Source organism: uncultured Clostridium sp. (assembly GCF_934754915.1).
Lineage (GTDB): Bacteria > Bacillota > Clostridia > Clostridiales > Clostridiaceae > Clostridium.
Genome location: NZ_CAKVKB010000019.1, coordinates 1 through 20,365, shown reverse-complemented (window position 1 = coordinate 20,365; position 20,365 = coordinate 1). Strand labels below are relative to the sequence as shown.

Annotated in this window: 16 protein-coding genes and 1 other annotated feature; of the genes, 1 reads left to right on the top strand and 15 read right to left on the bottom strand. The window is 29.3% G+C overall.

All coding sequences use genetic code 11. The features are described 5' to 3' along the window. Positions 1 to 30: 30 nt before the first annotated feature. From Q0F58_RS05220 to Q0F58_RS05155, 14 genes are all read right to left on the bottom strand, one after another. Positions 31 to 1,491: a methyl-accepting chemotaxis protein gene (locus tag Q0F58_RS05220; protein WP_294373302.1), complete on the bottom strand. Its 1,461-nt coding sequence runs from the start codon at positions 1,489 to 1,491 to the stop codon at positions 31 to 33. 9 nt (positions 1,492 to 1,500) lie between these two features. Then, the gene (locus tag Q0F58_RS05215) at positions 1,501 to 2,043 is read right to left on the bottom strand and encodes a cache domain-containing protein (RefSeq protein ID WP_294373301.1); all 543 of its coding nucleotides are present in this window, start codon (positions 2,041 to 2,043) and stop codon (positions 1,501 to 1,503) included. Positions 2,044 to 2,345: 302 nt separating this feature from the next. Next, positions 2,346 to 3,701 (bottom strand): PFL family protein, encoded by a 1,356-nt coding sequence (locus Q0F58_RS05210; protein WP_294373300.1) that lies wholly within the window; start codon positions 3,699 to 3,701, stop codon positions 2,346 to 2,348. 19 nt (positions 3,702 to 3,720) lie between these two features. Further along, positions 3,721 to 3,990, bottom strand: a complete 270-nt coding sequence (locus Q0F58_RS05205; protein WP_294373298.1) for an ACT domain-containing protein — start codon at positions 3,988 to 3,990, stop codon at positions 3,721 to 3,723. A 371-nt stretch (positions 3,991 to 4,361) separates the two neighbouring features. Next, positions 4,362 to 6,218: an ABC transporter ATP-binding protein gene (locus tag Q0F58_RS05200; RefSeq protein ID WP_294373296.1), complete on the bottom strand. Its 1,857-nt coding sequence runs from the start codon at positions 6,216 to 6,218 to the stop codon at positions 4,362 to 4,364. After that, positions 6,211 to 8,457 (bottom strand): ABC transporter ATP-binding protein, encoded by a 2,247-nt coding sequence (locus Q0F58_RS05195; protein WP_294373294.1) that lies wholly within the window; start codon positions 8,455 to 8,457, stop codon positions 6,211 to 6,213. The genes Q0F58_RS05200 and Q0F58_RS05195 overlap by 8 nt, the downstream gene beginning before the upstream one ends. A 379-nt stretch (positions 8,458 to 8,836) precedes the next feature. Next, positions 8,837 to 9,130 carry a hypothetical protein gene (locus Q0F58_RS05190; protein WP_294373292.1) on the bottom strand — a complete coding sequence of 98 codons (294 nt, stop codon included), beginning with the start codon at positions 9,128 to 9,130 and terminating at the stop codon, positions 8,837 to 8,839. A 412-nt stretch (positions 9,131 to 9,542) separates the two neighbouring features. Next, the gene (gene pheT, locus Q0F58_RS05185; protein WP_294373290.1) at positions 9,543 to 11,921 is read right to left on the bottom strand and encodes a phenylalanine--tRNA ligase subunit beta; all 2,379 of its coding nucleotides are present in this window, start codon (positions 11,919 to 11,921) and stop codon (positions 9,543 to 9,545) included. Between the two features lie 137 nt (positions 11,922 to 12,058). After that, positions 12,059 to 13,078, bottom strand: coding sequence for a phenylalanine--tRNA ligase subunit alpha (gene pheS / locus Q0F58_RS05180; protein ID WP_294373289.1), 1,020 nt, complete (start codon positions 13,076 to 13,078; stop codon positions 12,059 to 12,061). Positions 13,079 to 13,147: 69 nt separating this feature from the next. Beyond that, positions 13,148 to 13,370 (bottom strand) — a binding site (T-box leader). Between the two features lie 146 nt (positions 13,371 to 13,516). Next, positions 13,517 to 14,725: an NAD(P)/FAD-dependent oxidoreductase gene (locus Q0F58_RS05175; protein WP_294373288.1), complete on the bottom strand. Its 1,209-nt coding sequence runs from the start codon at positions 14,723 to 14,725 to the stop codon at positions 13,517 to 13,519. A 160-nt stretch (positions 14,726 to 14,885) separates the two neighbouring features. Further along, positions 14,886 to 15,725, bottom strand: a complete 840-nt coding sequence (locus Q0F58_RS05170; protein ID WP_294373286.1) for a helix-turn-helix domain-containing protein — start codon at positions 15,723 to 15,725, stop codon at positions 14,886 to 14,888. Positions 15,726 to 15,752: 27 nt separating this feature from the next. Then, positions 15,753 to 17,063, bottom strand: coding sequence for an MATE family efflux transporter (locus Q0F58_RS05165; RefSeq protein WP_294373284.1), 1,311 nt, complete (start codon positions 17,061 to 17,063; stop codon positions 15,753 to 15,755). Positions 17,064 to 17,560: 497 nt separating this feature from the next. Then, positions 17,561 to 17,911, bottom strand: coding sequence for a hypothetical protein (locus Q0F58_RS05160; RefSeq protein WP_294373282.1), 351 nt, complete (start codon positions 17,909 to 17,911; stop codon positions 17,561 to 17,563). Between the two features lie 42 nt (positions 17,912 to 17,953). Beyond that, positions 17,954 to 18,454, bottom strand: coding sequence for a hypothetical protein (locus Q0F58_RS05155; protein WP_294373281.1), 501 nt, complete (start codon positions 18,452 to 18,454; stop codon positions 17,954 to 17,956). A gap of 242 nt (positions 18,455 to 18,696) precedes the next feature. On the opposite strand from Q0F58_RS05155, the gene Q0F58_RS05150 reads away from it, so the two are divergent. Then, positions 18,697 to 19,413 (top strand): LytTR family DNA-binding domain-containing protein, encoded by a 717-nt coding sequence (locus Q0F58_RS05150; protein WP_294373280.1) that lies wholly within the window; start codon positions 18,697 to 18,699, stop codon positions 19,411 to 19,413. A 65-nt stretch (positions 19,414 to 19,478) separates the two neighbouring features. On the opposite strand, the gene Q0F58_RS05145 is transcribed toward Q0F58_RS05150, so the two are convergent. Then, complete coding sequence (locus tag Q0F58_RS05145) at positions 19,479 to 20,264, bottom strand: RNA methyltransferase (RefSeq protein WP_294373279.1); 786 nt, start codon at positions 20,262 to 20,264, stop codon at positions 19,479 to 19,481. Between the last annotated feature and the right edge of the window lie 101 nt (positions 20,265 to 20,365).

Genomic DNA, 20,365 nt, shown 5'->3' with positions numbered 1-20,365 from the left:
ATTTCTTAAACAAGCTCTATGAATATATTACTATTCAATAATAAATTTGTCTATTTTTTCTTTTAATTCTGAAATGGAATCTAAAATTTTCTCTGATACTTTCTCTATTTCATTAACTGTACCTTGGAATTCAGATGAAGTTGCTGCAACTTCCTCTGTGCTTGCAGAAACTTCTTCTGCTGCTGCACTTGCATTTTCCACTATGTTTATGATTCCCTTCTTTTTTGTATTGATTTCTTCTGATGCTTTAGATATATCAGCAATTTTAGGTGTAATTTCTTCAAGTCCATTTGTAATTTTGTTAAATGATTCAACAGTTCCTTCTATCTTACCTTTTTGTATTGTAACCTGTGAATTTATATGTTCAGTTGATTCAATAATATTTTGACATTCATCTGAAATACTTTTTATTATGCTTCCAATTTCACTTACAGATTTTTTACTCTCATCTGCAAGTTTTCTCACTTCTTCAGCAACAACACTAAAGCCTTTTCCAGCTTCTCCTGCCCTTGCTGCTTCTATAGCCGCATTTAAGGCAAGCATTTGAGTTTGTTCTGCAATTGATTCTATTGAACTTGTAATATTTCCTATAGATGATGTTTTTTCATTCATCTTTTGAACCTGTTCACTAAACATGTTAAAACTATTTTCAAAATTTCTCACTACAGATTGAAGCTGTCCAATATTTTTATTACTGTCATCTACTTGCTTTTCAATAACTTCTGATATTTGAGCCAGTTCATCAATGCTCATATTCATTGTATTTATATTGTCTCCAAATTGATTCATATTAGTATTAGCTTCCAAAAGCTGCTGTGCTTGACTTGTATTAGCTTGAGCTGTTTCATCCATAGCTGCTGAAATATCTTTTGACCCAACTTTAATGTGTTCAGATGACTCTCCCAGTGTATCTGCTTGAACTTTAAGCATCTGCACATTATTCTTTACTCCTGAAACAATATCTTTAATAGAATCTATCATTATATTTAATGATCTATATATTTCTCCAACTTCGTCTTCCTTTTTTATTTCAGCACTATCTAGTTCTTGATTAAAATTACCATTTGCTAAAATAGATAAACTATCTTTTAATTTAATTAGCCTTTTACCAATACTTTCGCCAAAAAGCCATCCAAATACCACTAACATAACAATTCCTATAACAGCAACACCTATAAATATTTTCATTATTCTTTGAGAATCTTTATCTACAATACTGCTTTCAATTTCTAACGCAATAGACCATCCATTTGTTCCTTCTATAGGCGCATATACAACATATTTTTCTGTACCATCATTAAATTTCTTTATTCCTGTATCGCCTGCAATCATAGAATTATAAATTTCATTTGCTTCTTTTAATGATGGATTATCTTGTGATTCTTCTATTAAATTCATTTGATTTTTTACATCATCCAAATCATCTGATGCAATAACTACATCTTTGTTACTTATTATGTATGATTTTCCTGTTCCATTGTAATATTTCAAATTTTTTATTTATTCTGATAAAAAGCTTGAATCAAATGTACATGTAATTGCACCTTTAACTTCACTTCCATTTTTAATAGGAACCATAGTATATATTATTTGTTCATCTGTGCCCTTTATAAAAGATGGATTACTTATATAAAATTCAGTCCCTTTCATTGCATTTTTAAAATATTCTTTTTCAGAAACATCATTTGAAAATCCATCTGTAGAAACAAGATTTCCTTCTGAATCAACATGTCCAATTGAACGCAATCCAAGTTCATTTATATATTTTAAAAATCTCTCATTTTTATCTTCTGCTGATAAACTCATATCTGAAACGGTTTCATCTGCTGCAATTGTTTTACTTATCTTTACAATATTGTTCATTCTTTCTTCAATTATTATACTTTGATCATTGATTATTCTTTCCATACTTTGATATTTTGTCTCATTAAAACTCTTATTGATAACTATAAAAGTTCCTGCAAAAGCAATTCCAAAAATCAGAATAGATATACATGTTATTTTTATTATTATATCTAATTTTATACTTTTAGTTTTGCTCATTTATACACCTCCCATAATACTCTAATACATTTCTTACAATATGTAATTATACTAAATTATCTTTTTTGTCAATATATGAATTATTTTATAAGTATAATTCGTCTATATTTATTATTTTTTCTTTTTATTTGTCGAATAACAGTTCTGCTGTACCTGGCCAGCTTTAAAATTAATCTTCAAATGCATTTTCATTTTATTTTGCAAAATAAAAAATAGAGTATGCAAAACTTATTCTCAGCTTCACATACTCTATTTACAATTTATGCAGATTTATTTTTTAACAATATAAATTAATAGATGCTTTAATTTTTAAATGAATGGATTGGTGATGGAATTCTTCCTCCTCTGTTAGCAAATGCTTCAGAAGATTTTTCATTGACTTTCATTACTGGAGCTCTTCCAAGAAGTCCTCCAAATTCAACCATATCTCCAACCTTGCATCCTGGTGCTGGAATTATTCTTACAGCTGTTGTCTTATTATTTATTACACCAATTGCAGCTTCATCAGCAATCATTCCTGAAATTGTTGATGCTGGTGTATCTCCAGGTATTGCTATCATATCAAGTCCTACTGAACATACACAAGTCATTCCTTCTAATTTTTCTAGATTTAATGAACCGCTTACAACTGCATCTATCATTCCATGGTCTTCAGAAACTGGTATGAAAGCTCCACTTAATCCTCCAACGTGACTGCAGGCCATAACTCCACCTTTTTTAACAGCATCATTAAGCATTGCAAGTGCTGCAATTGTACCATGAGTTCCAACTTGTTCTAATCCTATTTCTTCTAATATTTCAGCAACTGAATCACCAACTGCTGGTGTAGGTGCTAATGATAAATCCACTATTCCAAATGGAACGTTTAATCTCTTAGATGCTTCTTTAGCAACAAGTTCTCCCATTCTTGTAACCTTGAATGCTGTCTGCTTTATTGTTTCAGCAACAACATCAAATGACTCTCCTCTTACTTTTTCAAGAGCTCTCTTTACAACTCCTGGTCCACTTACTCCTACATTTATGATTCTTTCTGCTTCTCCAATTCCATGAAATGCTCCTGCCATAAATGGATTATCTTCTACTGCATTAGCAAAGATAACAAGCTTTGCACATCCAAAACCATGAGTATCTTTAGTTAATTCTGCTGTCTGTTTTACAATATGCCCTAAATCTCTTACGGCATTCATATTTATTCCAGTCTTTGAAGAACCTACATTTACAGATGAACATACCAATTTTGTTGTAGCAAGTGCTTCTGGAATAGAGCTTATTAATATTTTATCGCCCTTTGTGCATCCTTTATGTACTAATGCAGAAAAACCACCTAAGAAATCTATTCCAAGTGTTGCTGCTGCTTTATCTAATGTTTCTGCAAACTTGACATAACTTGTTTCATTTGTAGCTCCACCTATAAGAGATATAGGAGTTACTGATACTCTCTTGTTTACTATTGGAATACCGAATTCTGATTCTATCTGTCTTCCAACAGTTACTAGTTTTTCTGCTGATTTTGTTATCTTATCATATATTTTAATTCTTGCTTTATCTCCATCTGGATCTATACAGTCAAGTAAAGAAATACCCATTGTTATAGTTCTTACATCGAGTTTTTCTTCCTCAATCATCTTTATTGTCTCTAGTATATTATTGCTGTTCATATATATATGCCCCTCCTGATTATAGTGAATGCATTGACTTAAAGATTTCTTCTCTTTGAATCTTTATATCCACACCTAATTTCTTTCCTTCTTCAGTTAATGCTGCTCTCACTTCATCAAAATTTCCTTTCATTTCACTACAGTCAAGCATCATCATCATTGTAAAGAAATCCTGCATTATAGTTTGGTTAACATCCAAAATGTTGATGTTGAATTCTAACATCTTTGCACTTACTCCTGCTATAATACCTACTTTGTCCTGCCCTATTACTGTTAATATTGCTTTCATGCTCATCTACTCCAATCATAATTTATTGCTACTATAATTCTATAATTTATATGAGTCTTTGTCAATTTATTACTTAATATGAATATTTTTTTCGAGTTTTTTAACAATCCTTATTACATTACTAAATAACATTTTTTGCAATGTATATATAAATTCCATCCAGATAGTTTCTTTTCTTATATTTTCAACAACTTTAAATATAGCTTTATGTAACAATGTTGTTGATATTTCATGAAATCATAGAATGAAAGTAATAGTCCAACTTTTTTAATATATTGATAATAGATTATAAACAAAAAACTATATTCAAATAATTTTTTATATCATCCAAATATAGTTTTTTATTTAACAAATTTATATTTCAAATCATTTTAGTTATTTGCTGTTTTTTCAAATTGAGAATTATATAAATTAGTGTAAAATCCATTCATCGCCATAAGCTGTTCATGGTTTCCCTGTTCTATAATGTCTCCATCCTTAAGAACTAATATTATATCTGCATTTTTTATGGTAGAAAGTCTGTGTGCTATTATGAAACTAGTTCTTCCTTTCATAAGATTATCCATAGCTTTTTGTATCTTTAACTCTGTCCTCGTATCCACTGAACTTGTTGCTTCATCAAGAATCAATATTTTAGGATTCTTTAATATTGCACGTGCAATTGTAAGAAGCTGTTTCTGTCCCTGAGACACATTTGCTGCCTCTTCATCTAATAACATATCATATCTTTCATTAAACATATTTATAAATTCATCTGCCTCTGCATTTTCAGCAGCCTTATATACTTCTTCATCACCTGCTTTTAGATTTCCATATCTTATATTTTCCTTTATTGTTCCATTAAATAGCCACGTTTCTTGAAGAACCATTCCAAAAAGCTTTCTAAGATCCCTTCTGTTGAAATTATATATGCTTTTGCCATCAACCAATATATCTCCACTATTTATATCATAAAATCTCATGAGAAGCTTTATAAGTGTAGTCTTACCTGCTCCTGTAGGCCCTACAATAGCAACTTTTTTCCCCTGGCATACCTTAAGACTGAAATCATGTATTATAGTCTTATCTTTATAATACCCAAACTCAACATTTTTAAATTCCACACTTCCTCTTATATTGTCTATACTTTCTGGATTAGCCACATACTGTACTTCTTCTTTTTCTTCCAAAAATTCAAAAATCCTTTCTGATGAAGCAGCTATGGATTGAAGCATATTAGATATCTGTGCGATCTGAGATAGAGGCTGTGTAAAGCTTCGTGTATACTGAATGAAAGATTGTATATCACCTACGCTTATCCTGTCCTTTATTGCAAAATATCCCCCAAGTATAGCTACAGACACATAGCCTATGTTGCTTATAAACATCATTAAAGGCTGCATAAGTCCTGAAAGGAACTGAGATTTCCATGCACTTTCATATAAAATTATATTATCATTATTAAATTTTTCTATTGCATCATCTTCTCCATTAAACGCTTTTACAATATTATGTCCTCCATAAACTTCTTCTATCTGGCCATTTACATGACCAAGATAATCCTGATGTTTTTTAAAATATTTTTGCGATTTTTTCGCTATGAAACTTATGAATAAAATTGATATAGGCACTATAAGAATTACCATTAATGTCATTACTATATTTATTGTAAACATCATATATATTATCCCAACTACAGTTGTCACTGAAGTTATAATCTGAGTCATACTTTGATTAAGACTCTGATTTAAAGTATCGATATCATTTGTCACTATAGATAAAACTTCTCCATGATTTTTCTTATCAAAATAATTCATGGGCATCCTGTTTATCTTTTCTATCATTTCCTTTCTAAGACGATATGTAAGCTTTTGAGAAATATTAGTCATTATATATCCCTGAAAAAATGAAAATATCATACTTATAAGATATATTATAATAAGACCTGTCAAAATATCTCTTATCTTTGTAAAATCAATACCAGCACCGCCTGATAATTTGTTTAATATTCCATTAAATACTTCAGTTGTGGCCTTTCCCAGAATCTTAGGACCTACAACCGAAAAAAAAGTGCTTCCCATTGCAAATATTATTACAAGGCTTATAGAGATTTTATATACAAGCAAATATTTGAAAAGCTTTTTCATGCTTCCTTTAAAGTTTTTAGCTTTAACCTTTCCGCCTTTCATTCCACCCATCATGCCAATCCCTCCCATTGGAGGCCTCATATTTTTATTTTCTTTACTCATATGCAAGTTCCTCCTTTGAAAGCTGTGACAATGCTATCTGTCTGTATATATCACAATTTTTCATAAGTTCTTTATGGGTTCCACACCCAACAATTCGTCCCTTATCCAAAACAAGTATCTCGTATGCATCCATAATTGTGCTTATTCTTTGTGCAACAATTATTTTTGTAGTATTTTTTGTTTCTTCTTTTAAGGCTTTTCTCACAGCAACATCAGTTTTATAATCTAATGCTGAAAAACTGTCATCAAAAACAAGTATTTCTGGTTCCTTTATTACAGCCCGGGCTATTGACAGTCTCTGCTTCTGGCCTCCCGATACATTTGTTCCTCCCTGAGATATAGGAGTATCATATCCCTCACTTTTATTTTCAATAAAATCTTTTGCATTTGCAATTCTGGCTGCCTTTTTCATTTCACTGTCTTTTGCATTTTTTCTTCCATATTTTATATTGGATTTTATTGTTCCTGAAAACAGTACACCTTTCTGAGGTACAAATCCTATTTTTTCTCTTAAATCATGCTGGCTCATATTTCTTATATCTACTCCATCAACCAGTATTTTTCCAGATGTTACATCAAAAAATCTCGGAAGAAGGTTTACAAGAGTTGATTTTCCACTTCCTGTACTTCCTATTATAGCTGTCACTTTTCCTGGTTTAGCTGTAAATGATATATCACTTAATACCTCTTCTCCATCAGGATATTGAAAATATACATTTTTATATTCAACATACCCCCTTCTATTTACATTTATATTCTGTGATGAAATTGGATCAATTATTGAAACTTTTGTCTCTAATACTTCTTTAATACGTTTTGCTGAAACAAGAGCTCTTGGAAAAATCATTGAAACCATGGAAATCATTAAAAACGACATTACTACCTGCATTGTATATTGTATAAATGCCATAAGATCGCCCACTTGCATATTCCCATAATCAATCTGTTTTGAACCTATCCACACAATCAATACTGTTACTGCATTCATTATAAACATCATTGCAGGCATCATTGAGGTCATTATCCTGCTCACAAAAAGATTTGTACCTGTAAGTTCTTTATTTGCATCATCAAATCTCTTTTCTTCATATTCTTCTGTAACAAATGCTCTTATTACAGGAATTCCCGTAAGTATCTCTCTTGTGATCATATTCACTTTATCCACCAGAATCTGAATTTTTTTAAATTTAGGAATCACCATTCCAAATAAGATACTTATTATAACAAGTATTGCTCCTACTGCAGCGGCTATTATCCAGGTCATTGAACGATTTGTATCCAGTACTTTTATTATTCCTCCTATTCCTAGTATAGGTGCAAAAAAAAGTATTCTTAACATCATTACAATAAATGTCTGAATCTGTACTATATCATTTGTTGTTCTTGTTATCAAAGAAGCTGTTGAAAATTTATCGAATTCTCTGCTTGAAAAACTTATTACTTTGCTAAAAACCTCTTTTCTCAAAGTTTTAGCAAGACCAGCAGCAACTCTTGAAGCGAAAAAAGAAACGAGTATTATAGCTATTCCACCAATAAGAGCAACTCCTATCATTTTTATTCCTACGTTAAATATGTAATTCAATTGCTTCTTATCAGTATCTATACCAATTGACTCATACTCATTTTTTACATAGGAAACCGCTTTTTGAGACAAAAACATTTCAGGAATACTATTGAGTTCATCATTAATATTTTCAACAATATTATAACGGCTTTCATCTGGAAGCATTGCAATAAGCTGAAATATATCACTGCTGTCTCCAACCATTCCTTCTGGCATAAAATTTATTATGTTTTGCTTAAATGCTGCTGCCATATTTTCATCATTTTCAAAGCTTTCTACTACTATAATTGCTTTTGAAAAAATGTCATCCAGCCTTTCAGATGAATCCTTATCGGAAGTTTTCTTATATAAAGAAACATTCTCTAATTCAGGATATTTTTCTACATATACATCATATTCATTTTGAGGGAGATTTTCTTTACTCAATAATACATAATTATAATTTACATAATCCTTGTCACCTTTATTCATAAAAAGAACCAGTCTATCAAATTCACTTTTTCTTATAATATCAGGTGCAGTTTCTTTTATCCCCCTCTGCTGAATTCCTATATCAACAATATTAGAAGTATATTGTGGAAGTGATAAATCACTCAATGCCTGTATAGCCAGCAATATTATTATCACTAATATTATTAATGAGTATTTTTTTAAGTACTTAATTATTAAAACCAATATAATGCCATCCTTTCCTTTAGAATATATGCTTAGTCTTTCCTTAAAAATTAACTTAATTCAATATTTTACTGGCTTATACTGATTTTTATTCCTATTATAGTTAATATATACATATATATTGTAATTGATAATTAACGATGAAATTTTTTCCAAAATTTCTTTGATATTTTTATATGTGTTAGATAAATTTTAGCTGTAGTTTTAATTTTGCAATAAATATTATTTTTCTATGAAAAGTAATATTTATAGTTGAATTACAGATATGACTGATTGAAATTATCAGATAAATTGTGAACTGAAATTTAGAATAAAAAGATATGTTTAATAACAAAACAACAGACAGGAAATAATTCATGCCTGCTGTAATTAATCTTTATTAATTTTTATCCTGTATTCTTACGGTTTCAAGATGCTCAGGTGACAATCTTGGATGATGCTTTGATTTTGAATAATCATTAGAAAAATACACTTTTAAACTTTCTTTATTATTCTCTGCATCAACTGCATACATAACATTTTGAACATATCCATGGATGAAATCATCTTCACTGAAGGACAGATGTATTTCAGTCCCAACCTTAGTTATAACATTCAAGACATCATTTAAATCCTTTGAATCTTTTGTAAATACAACATCTCCACTATCTAAAAGGCAAAATTCAACCTTCATAGCTTTCATCCCTTTCATAATTTATGTTTTTATAAATTATATTATAATCGCTTTGTTATTTAAATTCAAATTCTATGTCCAAACCTCACCCATTCATTTTACTTCGATATATTTAATAAAATTCAATATATCGTTTTTTGTTTTTTGAAATATTATGTTATTATGTTAATATAAGCTAATTTTTATGGAGGAAAAATTTATGTACTTATTAACATCATAAGGCATATTTCTTATCTGCCTTGCTTGTCTTGTTTTTGTTTTTTATAAAGTTGCTATTGCTGAATCAAAAAAGAAAAAATAATTATTAAAAAATAAAAATCACATAAACTTCTTTATGAATTATAAACTTCTAAAGAATTATAAAAGCCGCTGTTTCAAACAATGTTCAAAACAGCGGCTTTTATAATTAAAATTAATCTCTTAAAGTAGCTCCAAGTTTATATTCTAAAGATCTTAATATCTTATCGTGTACCTTGTTTACTTCTTTATCATTTAATGTTTTATTTTCATCTCTATAAGCAATTGCATATGCTATGCTCTTCTTACCTTCTGGAATCTGCTTACCTTTGTAAATATCGAATAATTCAACTTTTTCAACTAGATTTCCACCAGCTTTTTTTATAGTATCTTCAATTTCCTGAACCAATACTTCATCATCAACAAGTAGTGCTATATCTCTTGTTACTGCTGGGAATTTAGGCAATGCCTTATATTTTCTTTCAAGGTCTGCACTTTCATATAATGCATCTAAGTTTATTTCAGCAACATAGCATGATTCATCTATACCATAATTTTCAGTAACATCTAAGTGAACTTCTCCTAAAGTACCAACTACATTTTTACCTATAACAAGCTTAGCAGTTTTACCTGGATGATAACTTACATTTTCGCTTTCTCTTTCATATTTAGCACTCTTTATTCCAAGACCTTCAACTATATTTTCAACTGCACCTTTAAGATCTAAGTAGTCACAGTCTCCATACATACCTATAGTTAATATGTTTCTTTCAGTTGGAATCTTATTTTCATCTTCATTCTTTATATAGATTTTACCCATTTCAAATAATCTTACATAAGAATTATTTCTTGAATAGTTTCTTGCCAAACATTCCATCATTGAAGGTAATGTTGAAGTTCTCATAACACTATAATCCTCACCTAATGGATTCTTTATCTTAACTACATTCCTTAATTCACTGTCTGCTGGAAGATTAATTTTGTCAAATACCTTTGGAGACACAAATGAGTAACTGATTGACTGATTTAATCCACTTCCAGTAGCAAGCATAACTACTTTGTCATCTAAAATTCTCTTTCTATACTTTGGTTCTCTTCCAGTAGAAACAGAGAATATTGTAGCAGGTATAACATCATATCCATGAATTCTTGCAACTTCTTCCGCAATATCTTCTCTTATTGCTATATCAACTCTAAATGTTGAAGCTGTTACAACTAAATTGTCTCCATCTATTTCTGTAAATAAATCGACACTGTCTAAACATCTCTTCATTTCTTCTTTAGAAATATCAGTTCCTAGGAATTTATTGATCCATTTTGAATCAACAACTACTTTTCCTGCTTCTTTTTTCTTATTATATATATCAATAGTTCCATCTACAACTTCACCAGCACCTAATTCACATATTAATGCACATGCTCTGTTTATTGCAAGTTCTGCTAAATTTGGATCTATGTCTTTTTCAAATCTGCTTGAAGCCTCACTTCTTAAGTTTAGCTTTTTAGAATTTACTCTTATATTAGTTCCATCAAAATTAGCAGATTCAAATATGATTTCAGTTGTATCTTCTTTAACCTCTGAATTTAATCCACCCATAATTCCTGCAAGACCTATAGTTGTATCACTATCCTTAATACAGATCATAGAATCATCTAATTCTCTTTCAGTTTCATCTAAAGTAGTAAATTTTTCACCAGCTTTAGCTCTTTCAACTACTATTTTATTAGTAGAGATTTCTCTTGCATCATATGCATGCATTGGCTGACCTAATTCAATCATGACAAAGTTTGTTATATCAACAATATTGTTTATTGGTCTTACACCAGCTTCAAGAAGTCTTTCCTGCATCCATCCTGGAGATGGCTGAACTTTTACATTCTTGATTTTTCTTGCCATATATCTTAGGCATAATTCATCTTTAACTTCTACTTTTAATTCATCATTTATATTTCCTGCACCAGTAACCTTGTATTCTAAATTTGGCATCTTATAAGATGTTCTAAGTGCTGCTGCTGTTTCTCTTGCCATACCAACAATACTTAGACAGTCTGGTCTATTTGAAGTTATTTCAAAATCTAAAATAGCCTTGTTTAATTTAAGTACTTCCTTAATATCTTTTCCAAGTGGAGTATCAGCAGGAAGTATCATTAATCCATGAACAGGTTCATCTCCTGCAATTCCTAATTCTTCTTCAGAGCAGAACATACCATTTGATACTTCTCCTCTCAATTTACCTTTTTTAATTCTTGTTCCATCAGCTAATGTTGAACCATGAAGTGCCACTGGAACAATATCCTGTTCCTTCATATTAGTAGCTGCTGTTACTATCTGTATGCTTTCTGATCCAATATCAACCTGACATATGCTTAATTTTTCAGCATCAGGATGTTTTACTATTTGAGTAATTTTTCCTGTTACTACCTTATCTATTGTATCACCTTGTATTATTAATTCTTCAAGCTGTGATCCAGTTAAAGTTAATTTATCTCCTAATTCTTTAGGGCTTACATTTATTTCAACATAATCCTGTAACCAATTAAATGGTACTTTCATAATTTATTCTCCTCCTCATTTTACTGAATTAATCTAATTTAAAGCTCATTAAATCATCCAGTTTTCAAGTTTATCAAGTCAAATCTGCTCATTTAAGATTCAGATTTTAAAATTATATTGTAATTAAAATTTTCATTCTAGAATTGATCTAAAAATCTCATATCACTTTCATATAACAATCTGATATCATCAATACCGTATTTAAGCATAACCATTCTGTCTACACCAAAACCAAAAGCAAATCCGCTGTATACTTCAGGGTCTATTCCACAATTTCTTAAAACCTGAGGATGAACCATACCACATCCTAAAATTTCAATCCATCCGCTGTTTTTACATACTCTGCATCCTTTTCCTCCACATACAAAACAAGTTGCATCCATTTCAGCTGATGGTTCTGTAAATGGGAAGTGATGTGGTCTGAATTTAGTTTGAACCTTATCTCCAAACATTTTCTTCGCAAATAATTCAAGAGTTCCTTTTAAATCTGCAAATGTAACTCCTTTATCTATAACAAGACCTTCCATTTGATAGAATATTGGTGAATGTGTTGCATCAACAGAATCTGCTCTATAAACTTTACCTGGTGAAATCATCTTTATTGGAGGTTTCTGATTTTCCATAACTCTTGCCTGAACTGGTGAAGTCTGAGTTCTAAGAACTATATTATCGTTTATATATAATGTATCCTGTTCACTTCTTGCTGGATGATTTTTGGGAATGTTTAATGCTTCAAAGTTATAATGATCATATTCAACTTCTGGACCTTCTTCAATTGTAAATCCCATAGAAACAAATATATCTTCCATAGTTTGGATAGTTAATTCCAATGGATGTCTCTTTCCTATTACTTTTTTCTTTCCTGGAAGTGAAATATCTATAGTTTCACTTGCAAGTTTTTCAGCCTTTTCTTTATCTTTTATAGCTTTTACTGCAGCTTCAAGTTTTTCTTCAACAGCAGCCTTGGCTTCATTTACCAATTTACCTACTAAAGGTCTTTCTTCTGGAGCTACAGAACCCATTCCTCTCAATATAGTAGTAAGTTCTCCTTTTTTACCTAAAAACTTTACTCTTACTTCTTCTAATTTTTCACTAGTTTTAGAATTATTTATCTGTTCTAACGCAAGTGCCTTTAATTCTTTAAGTTTTTCTTTCATGTTCTTTCTCCTTTCAATAATTCATGCCTCTATCTTTATGTATTAGACATAAAAAAAACGCCCCTCCAAAAAAGGGACGAATTATCCGCGTTACCACCCTGATTGACATCAACAATTAATGTCCAGCTTAATTTAAATAACGATATTTACATACCGCCAGGTGCTACTATTATTTCACATCTGGAACTCCTGAGTGAACTTCACCATTACTTAATTTAAAAAGACTTTCAGTCCATTGGTCTTTTCTCCCTGAAAACTCCATAAAAGTTACTCTCTCAATCACAATTTTTTATATATTAAATTAGTACAACTAATTATACAAATAATGAATAAAAATTTCAAGTCCTGAATCAATCTTTTATGTATTTCACCTAAATTCGAATCCATTTTGTCATCTATAAAGTTAAAATTATATCATTTAAGTCACATTTTAAAAAATCAATCAAGCGAACTTCCTGCCAGATATCCAGTAGAAAATGCCATTTGAAGATTGTATCCTCCTGTTTCTGCATCAATATCAATTACTTCTCCGGCAAAATATAGATTCCTAATAATCTTAGATTCCATTGTAGATGCATTTATTTCCTTAACACTAATCCCTCCAGAAGTAACTTGAGCTGCCTTAATTGTAAGTGTTTCTCTTGCTGTAAGCTTCATTTCTTTTATATATTCAATTATTTTATTTTCATCTTCCTTTTTTAAATCACTTCCTTTAATTTCAGAAAGTCCAAGTAAATTAAATATTTCCTTTAAAAAATTCTGTGGAAGTATCCCTCTTAAATTATTAAGTGCAGTTTTTGATGGATTACTTCTTATTATTTGTGATAATTGTTCCCTTGATTTATCCTTTACAAAATCCAATATAATCTGTACTTCTCCATCTGCAAGTGCTTTATTTATATACGATGAGATCTTTAGTACTCCTGGTCCTGATATTCCAAAATGAGTAAATATCATATCTCCTGTCTTTTCTATCTTCTTCTTTTTGACTTTAGCAGAAATAACCACATTTTTCATAGATATTCCTTGAAGGGACTTCACAAATTCTTCTTTGATAACTAATGGTATTAATGCAGGATATATAGGTGTTATAGTATGACCATATTTTTTTAAAACATCATACATAAATCCATCTGAACCCGTATCTGGAAAACTCTTTCCTCCAGTTGCAATAATAATTTTATCTCCCAATATTTTATGTCTATCTTCTGTTATGATTCCTTTAATTTCCCCATCTTCTACTATTAAATCTTCAATCTTTGTATTATATTTAATTGTTATATTATTAGCAATCAAATCATTTTTTAATACTTTAATAACTTCATCAGCTTTATCACTCTTTGTATATATTTTTTGATCCTGCTCTTCCTTATATTCCAAACCATGTTCTGAAAAATATTCTAAAAGAGAATAATTAGAAAATGTATATAAAGCACTATATAAGAATTTATTATTTGTAACAATTTTATCAAAAAATTCTTCAATATCTCTGTTATTCGTTATATTGCATCTTCCGCCACCAGTAAGTTTAAGCTTTGCTCCTATTTGACTATTTCTCTCTATTAAAACAACTTCGTTATTTTTTGAACTGCTTAGTGCCGCCATAATTCCAGCAGGACCTGCACCAACAACAATAACCTTTGCCATCACTACACCTCGCTATATTTCATTTGTTCTTTATGATTATAACATAAATAAATCACCCCACAAAAATACAATTAGTATACTTTTATGAGATGATTTATCTTTACTTATAGTTATTAATTTTTAATTAAAACTATCTCAATAACACTTTCAGAAATTCATTTTAATAATTTATTTTATCTTTCACACACATTAATTCAATTTTAGAAAGATTATTTCCCATTCCCTCTTTATCTACCCTTGCAATTATATCTGTTTCTATAAAATCACCTGCAACCTGTATATTATTATCTTTAGCAAACTTTATCATTTTATTATAATATGTTCTATTGTCAAATGAATTATTAGTAATATACATAGTCAGATATGTTCCCTCTGGCATAGTCATCATATTTTCATCTTTATACTCAATATTGTTAAATAAATGAATGGACTGCTCTTTAACTACCACTTTATCGTGCTTTACAAAATCATCATAAGAAATTCTGAATCCAATGTCATTGCTAAGTATGCCTCCAAATTTTTTCTCTGCATCAAGAATAACTTTTCTAAGATTCATCTCGAGTTCTTCCTGAGTTTCTGAAACATAATCATATTTTATATAATATCTTTCCTTATTATATACCAGTACAATATTATCAATTCCAGCATTAACAGATTCTTTAATCCTTCCTTCAAAATTGCTAAGATGTAATTTCATATTTTCTAATATTCTTATTTTTTCTCCAATTACTTCTTTCTGTTTTATGATTATATCCAGCATAGACTCTATTGAACTATCTCTATTTATTAGTTTCTTTATTTCTTCTAAAGATAATCCCATAGTTTTACACATTTTTATAGAATCAAGTTTTATAAACTGATCTACAGAATAATATCTATATCCACTTTCACTGTTTATATAAGCAGGTTTTAATAGATCCAGCTTATCATAAAGCCTTAATGTCTGAGTTGATATATTAAACATTTTAGAAATTTCTCCAATAGAAAAATATGTTGACATATTACAAAGTTCTCCTAAACAATTAATTTAATTAACTGCTGCTATATATTTTTCTGTATATTTAGGAACATTAGCAACAATTACTGATACTGTTAAAGATAAAAATTCTGACATGAGAAGACTCAGCCATATTCCATTTATTCCAAATAATTTGGCAAGTATGAACACACTTCCTGGAAGAAATACTACTGATCTAAGCATGCAAAGCATATTGGAATATTTAGGAGCTTCCACAGCCTGATAATAAACAGTTATAGTAAGATTTAATCCTACAATGAAAAAGCCTAAATTAATAAGGTTTAATCCATTATAAGCAATTTCAACTACTGTATTATCAAAAGTAAATATTCCTATAAGTTCTCTTCCAAATACAAAACAAATGATTACAAATACAGCTGTTATGATTATAGAGGTTATATTTGAAATCTTATATATATGAATCATATTTTTAGATTTCTTTGCTCCAAAATTATAACTTATAAGAGGCTGCGCACCAAATGTTATTCCTAAAAGCACCATATAAATATTAGTAGTTATATAATTTATTATGCTGAAAGCAGACAATCCTATTTCACCTGCAAAATTAACAAGGGCTAAGTTTTGTACAAAGATAATGACTGAAAATGAAGCTTCTGCAAAAAATGATGGTATTCCTATCTTTATAAATTCCATTATAACATTTTTCTTAAGTTTTACATTTCCAAAACTCAGCCTGCCTTTCTTTTTTATAAAATGAGGCAGTACAATTGATACTGTAACTAGCTGTCCAAGTCCTGTTGCAATAGCTGCTCCTTTAATTCCCATTTGGAATGGAAATATGAACAAGTAATCAAGAAATATATTAGTAATAGCTCCTGCAATTGTAGATATCATTGCCAGTTTTGGTCTGTTATCATTTCTCACAAAACTATTTAAAGCTATTCCGATTAAATTTGGTATACAAAAAAGAGAATAGTATTTAAGATATTCAGAAGCAAAAGGTTTTAATACCTCTGTTGCACCAAGTAATACTACAATCTGACTAGAAAAAACTGAACAGATAATGCTTATTCCAATACTTAAAACTAAAAGAAATTTGAAAACCTGTCTGAATACCATAACTCCCTCTTCATCATTTCCTGCTCCAAAATTCTTTGATACAAGTGCTCCTCCTCCAACAGCAAACATAGTAGCAATTCCAAAAAACATTATTGTAAGAGGCATAACTATATTGACTGCTGCAAGTGCCATGTCTCCAACTCCCTGTCCTACAAACATTCCATCAATAATCGTATATAATGATGATACAAACATAGCTAATGCTGATGGAATTGCATATCCTAAAAATCTTTTTGTCATAATTTTCCCCTCTCCCTTATATAAATAATATCACTTTAGGTAGTATAAAGTTTATAGTAAGTATAAAGTCAAGAGTTTTTTTATATCATATGAAAATAACAGCAAATATTTTTTATATACTGTGGCTAATTTTATAGTGAGAAACAGTTTATATAGATTTAATTTGTACTCAAGTTAAATTTATATTGGATATTATTTATTATCTAACAAATAGAAGCCAATCTTTGTGAAAAATTCGAATTTTGACACACATAAAACAATTAACGAAAATAGAAAACCTTCTTCTTAAACTATATCTTTCTGTTGCTTTCAAAAATCATTCACAGATTTTTTAATAATACAACTTTCTATTAGTTAAAAACAAAAAAGAGACTGCCATAGTATTAAAGATTATATCCACAGCACCTAATTACAAAACATTAAGTGCTATGAAATTAATCTTTATACGGCAATCTTTATTAAATATTTACATATTCAAAAATTATATATACCTTATGTTATTCTGCTGTAATTGTTCCTGTCTCAGTATCTCTGTCATATGTTAATGAAATAGTAATGCCATTTGTACTGCATTCACTCAAATCAAGTCCATAAAATTCCAAAGAATCTCCATCTTCATCTTTAGCCAATAAATCCCACTCAAGATTATCAGCATCAATCTCAAATTCTATATCTTCTAATTGAGTATCTGGAGGAAATATTTCTTCACCTAAAAGATCCTCTCCCCAATCATCACTACCTGATCCAGTTGCATATAATTCATAAAAGTCAATATCTGTGTTGTTTACTATTGTTACAGGAACAGAAATGCTATCTGATCCATGTTTTGAAAATATCCCTCTGCCCATTTTTTAACACTTCCTCAAAAATAGTAAATTCTTTTGTAAATATTATTCTGCTGTAATTGTTCCAGTTTGAGTATCTCTGTCATATGTTAATGAAATAGTAATTCCATCTGTACTACATTCACTTAAATCAAGTCCATAAAATTCTAAAGCATCTCCTGCTTCATCTTTAGCTAATAAATCCCATTTTAAATTATCAGCATCAATATTAAATGCTATATCTTGAAGCTGAGTATTTGGAGATAATACTTGACCACCTAAAAGATCGTCTCCCCAGTCATCAGTTCCTGCTCCACTTGTATATAATTCATAAAAATCAACGTCTGTATTATTCACTATTGTTACAGGTACTTGAATAACTTGATTTTCTTCTGATTGTGTATCTTTTTTCGCTTCTGTTTTTTCTTCAGACTTATTGCTTTCTTGTGTTGCAGTTGTATTTTGTGATGAAGAAGATTTATCTGCTGAATCACTTCCTCCACATCCTGCTAATAATCCTATTGAAATAGCTCCCACTGCAAGTATTGATAATAATTTTTTACTCATATTTAAACACTCCCTTAAAAAATAGTTAAATCATTTTTCGAAAAATTTTACTATTTAATTTTACTATTTAATTTTTATACTTTCTACAAACTGGGATAACATGCAAATTTTTGTGATAAAATACATTTAATCTATTTAAAAAAATTCATTTTATATAGTATAATATTTTTATAGAAATTATTTCATATATATTTTAAAATTTAAACATTAATATATTTTTATACAAATAGGAGTAAATAATTATGAAAATAGCTGTATGTGAGGATTCTGATTATGAACGTGAAAAAATAATAACTTTAATCAATGAATACTATAAAACCTCCCCAGGTTTATTTACCATTGAAACTTTCAATTCTGGCGAAGAACTTCTAAGCAACTTTCAAAAAAATACATTTAATTTAATTTTATTAGATATATATATGAATCAATTGAACGGAATTGAAACTGCTGAAAAAATACGCAAGTTAGATGATTACTGCTGTATAATTTTTATAACTTCAAGTTTAGATTTTTCTCTAGAAGCCTTTAAAGTTGAAGCTTTAGACTATCTTATAAAACCTGTATCATTAGAAAGCATATCTAAGTGTTTTTCACGATACTATAAACTTTATGGTGATTCAAGCAGATATCTTGAACTAAAAGAATATGGTATTGACCAATATATATATATATCTGACATTATATATATAGAAGTTGTAGGTAATTATTGTTATATACATACTGATAATGATATATATAAAATAAGATCTACTCTCCAAAAACTCTCTGCAAATTTGCAAAACCTAAAAAATCTAATCCAATGTCATAAAAGTTTTATTATAAATCTAGATAAAATAAAACAACTTGAAAACAATTATGTAATAATGTCTAACAATGAAAATATAAAAATAACAAGAAAATACTCAGCTGAATTCAGAAATTTATTTTTCAATTATATTTCATCAAAAATTAGATCTTAAAAAAATCTGATTCAAAAATTTTCATTTATGAATCAGATTTTTTTAAGATTAATTATATATCATATTTATTTATACATATCCTGTCTCATTTTTTCATACATAATTACAGATGTAGCAATTGCAACATTTAACGATTCTGCATTTCCTGGCATTGGTATCTTAACCTTTGTATCTGACAGTTTATATACTTCATCACTTACTCCATTTCCCTCATTTCCAACAGTCAAAAGAACTTTACCTCTTAAATCTTCCTGAAAAAAATCCTTGTCTGTGTCAAGAGATGTAACAACTATTTTAAAATTTTTATCTTTTAACAATTTCACAAGACTCATATTATCATCATCATAATGTACTGGAACATAAAATAAAGACCCCATAGTCGATCGTATCGTCTTTTCATTATAAATATCCACGGTCCCCTTTGTTAAAATTACTCCATCAGCTTTTACTGCATGAGCTGTCCTTATTATTGTTCCAAGGTTTCCTGGGTCCTGTACCTTATCACACAATAAGTAAAATTCTCCATCTATATCTAAAGGCTTCTCATCCATGGAAACTACTGCTGCTATTCCTTGAGGTTTTTCTGTTGAAACCAGTTCATTAAACAAAGAATTACTCATTTCATAAATCTTTGTACTATCATCTATGTATTCTTTTAAATGCACATTCATTTTTTCTTTTCCTTCAGATGTGACTATCATATACTCTATATCCAATCCAGCTTTAAAAGCCTCTTGTACAAGCCTAAATCCTTCAATTATATATCGTCCTGCTTTATTTCTATTTTTTCTTTCTTTAAGCTTTCTAGTTTCTTTAAATAAATTGTTATCCTTACTTTCAATAAATATCATTTGATTCCTCCATCTCACAATGTGCTATACATTATGAATTTACTATATCTCATATTATATAACATTAAATTTTATTATTCTATTTTAATATTGAAATTCAT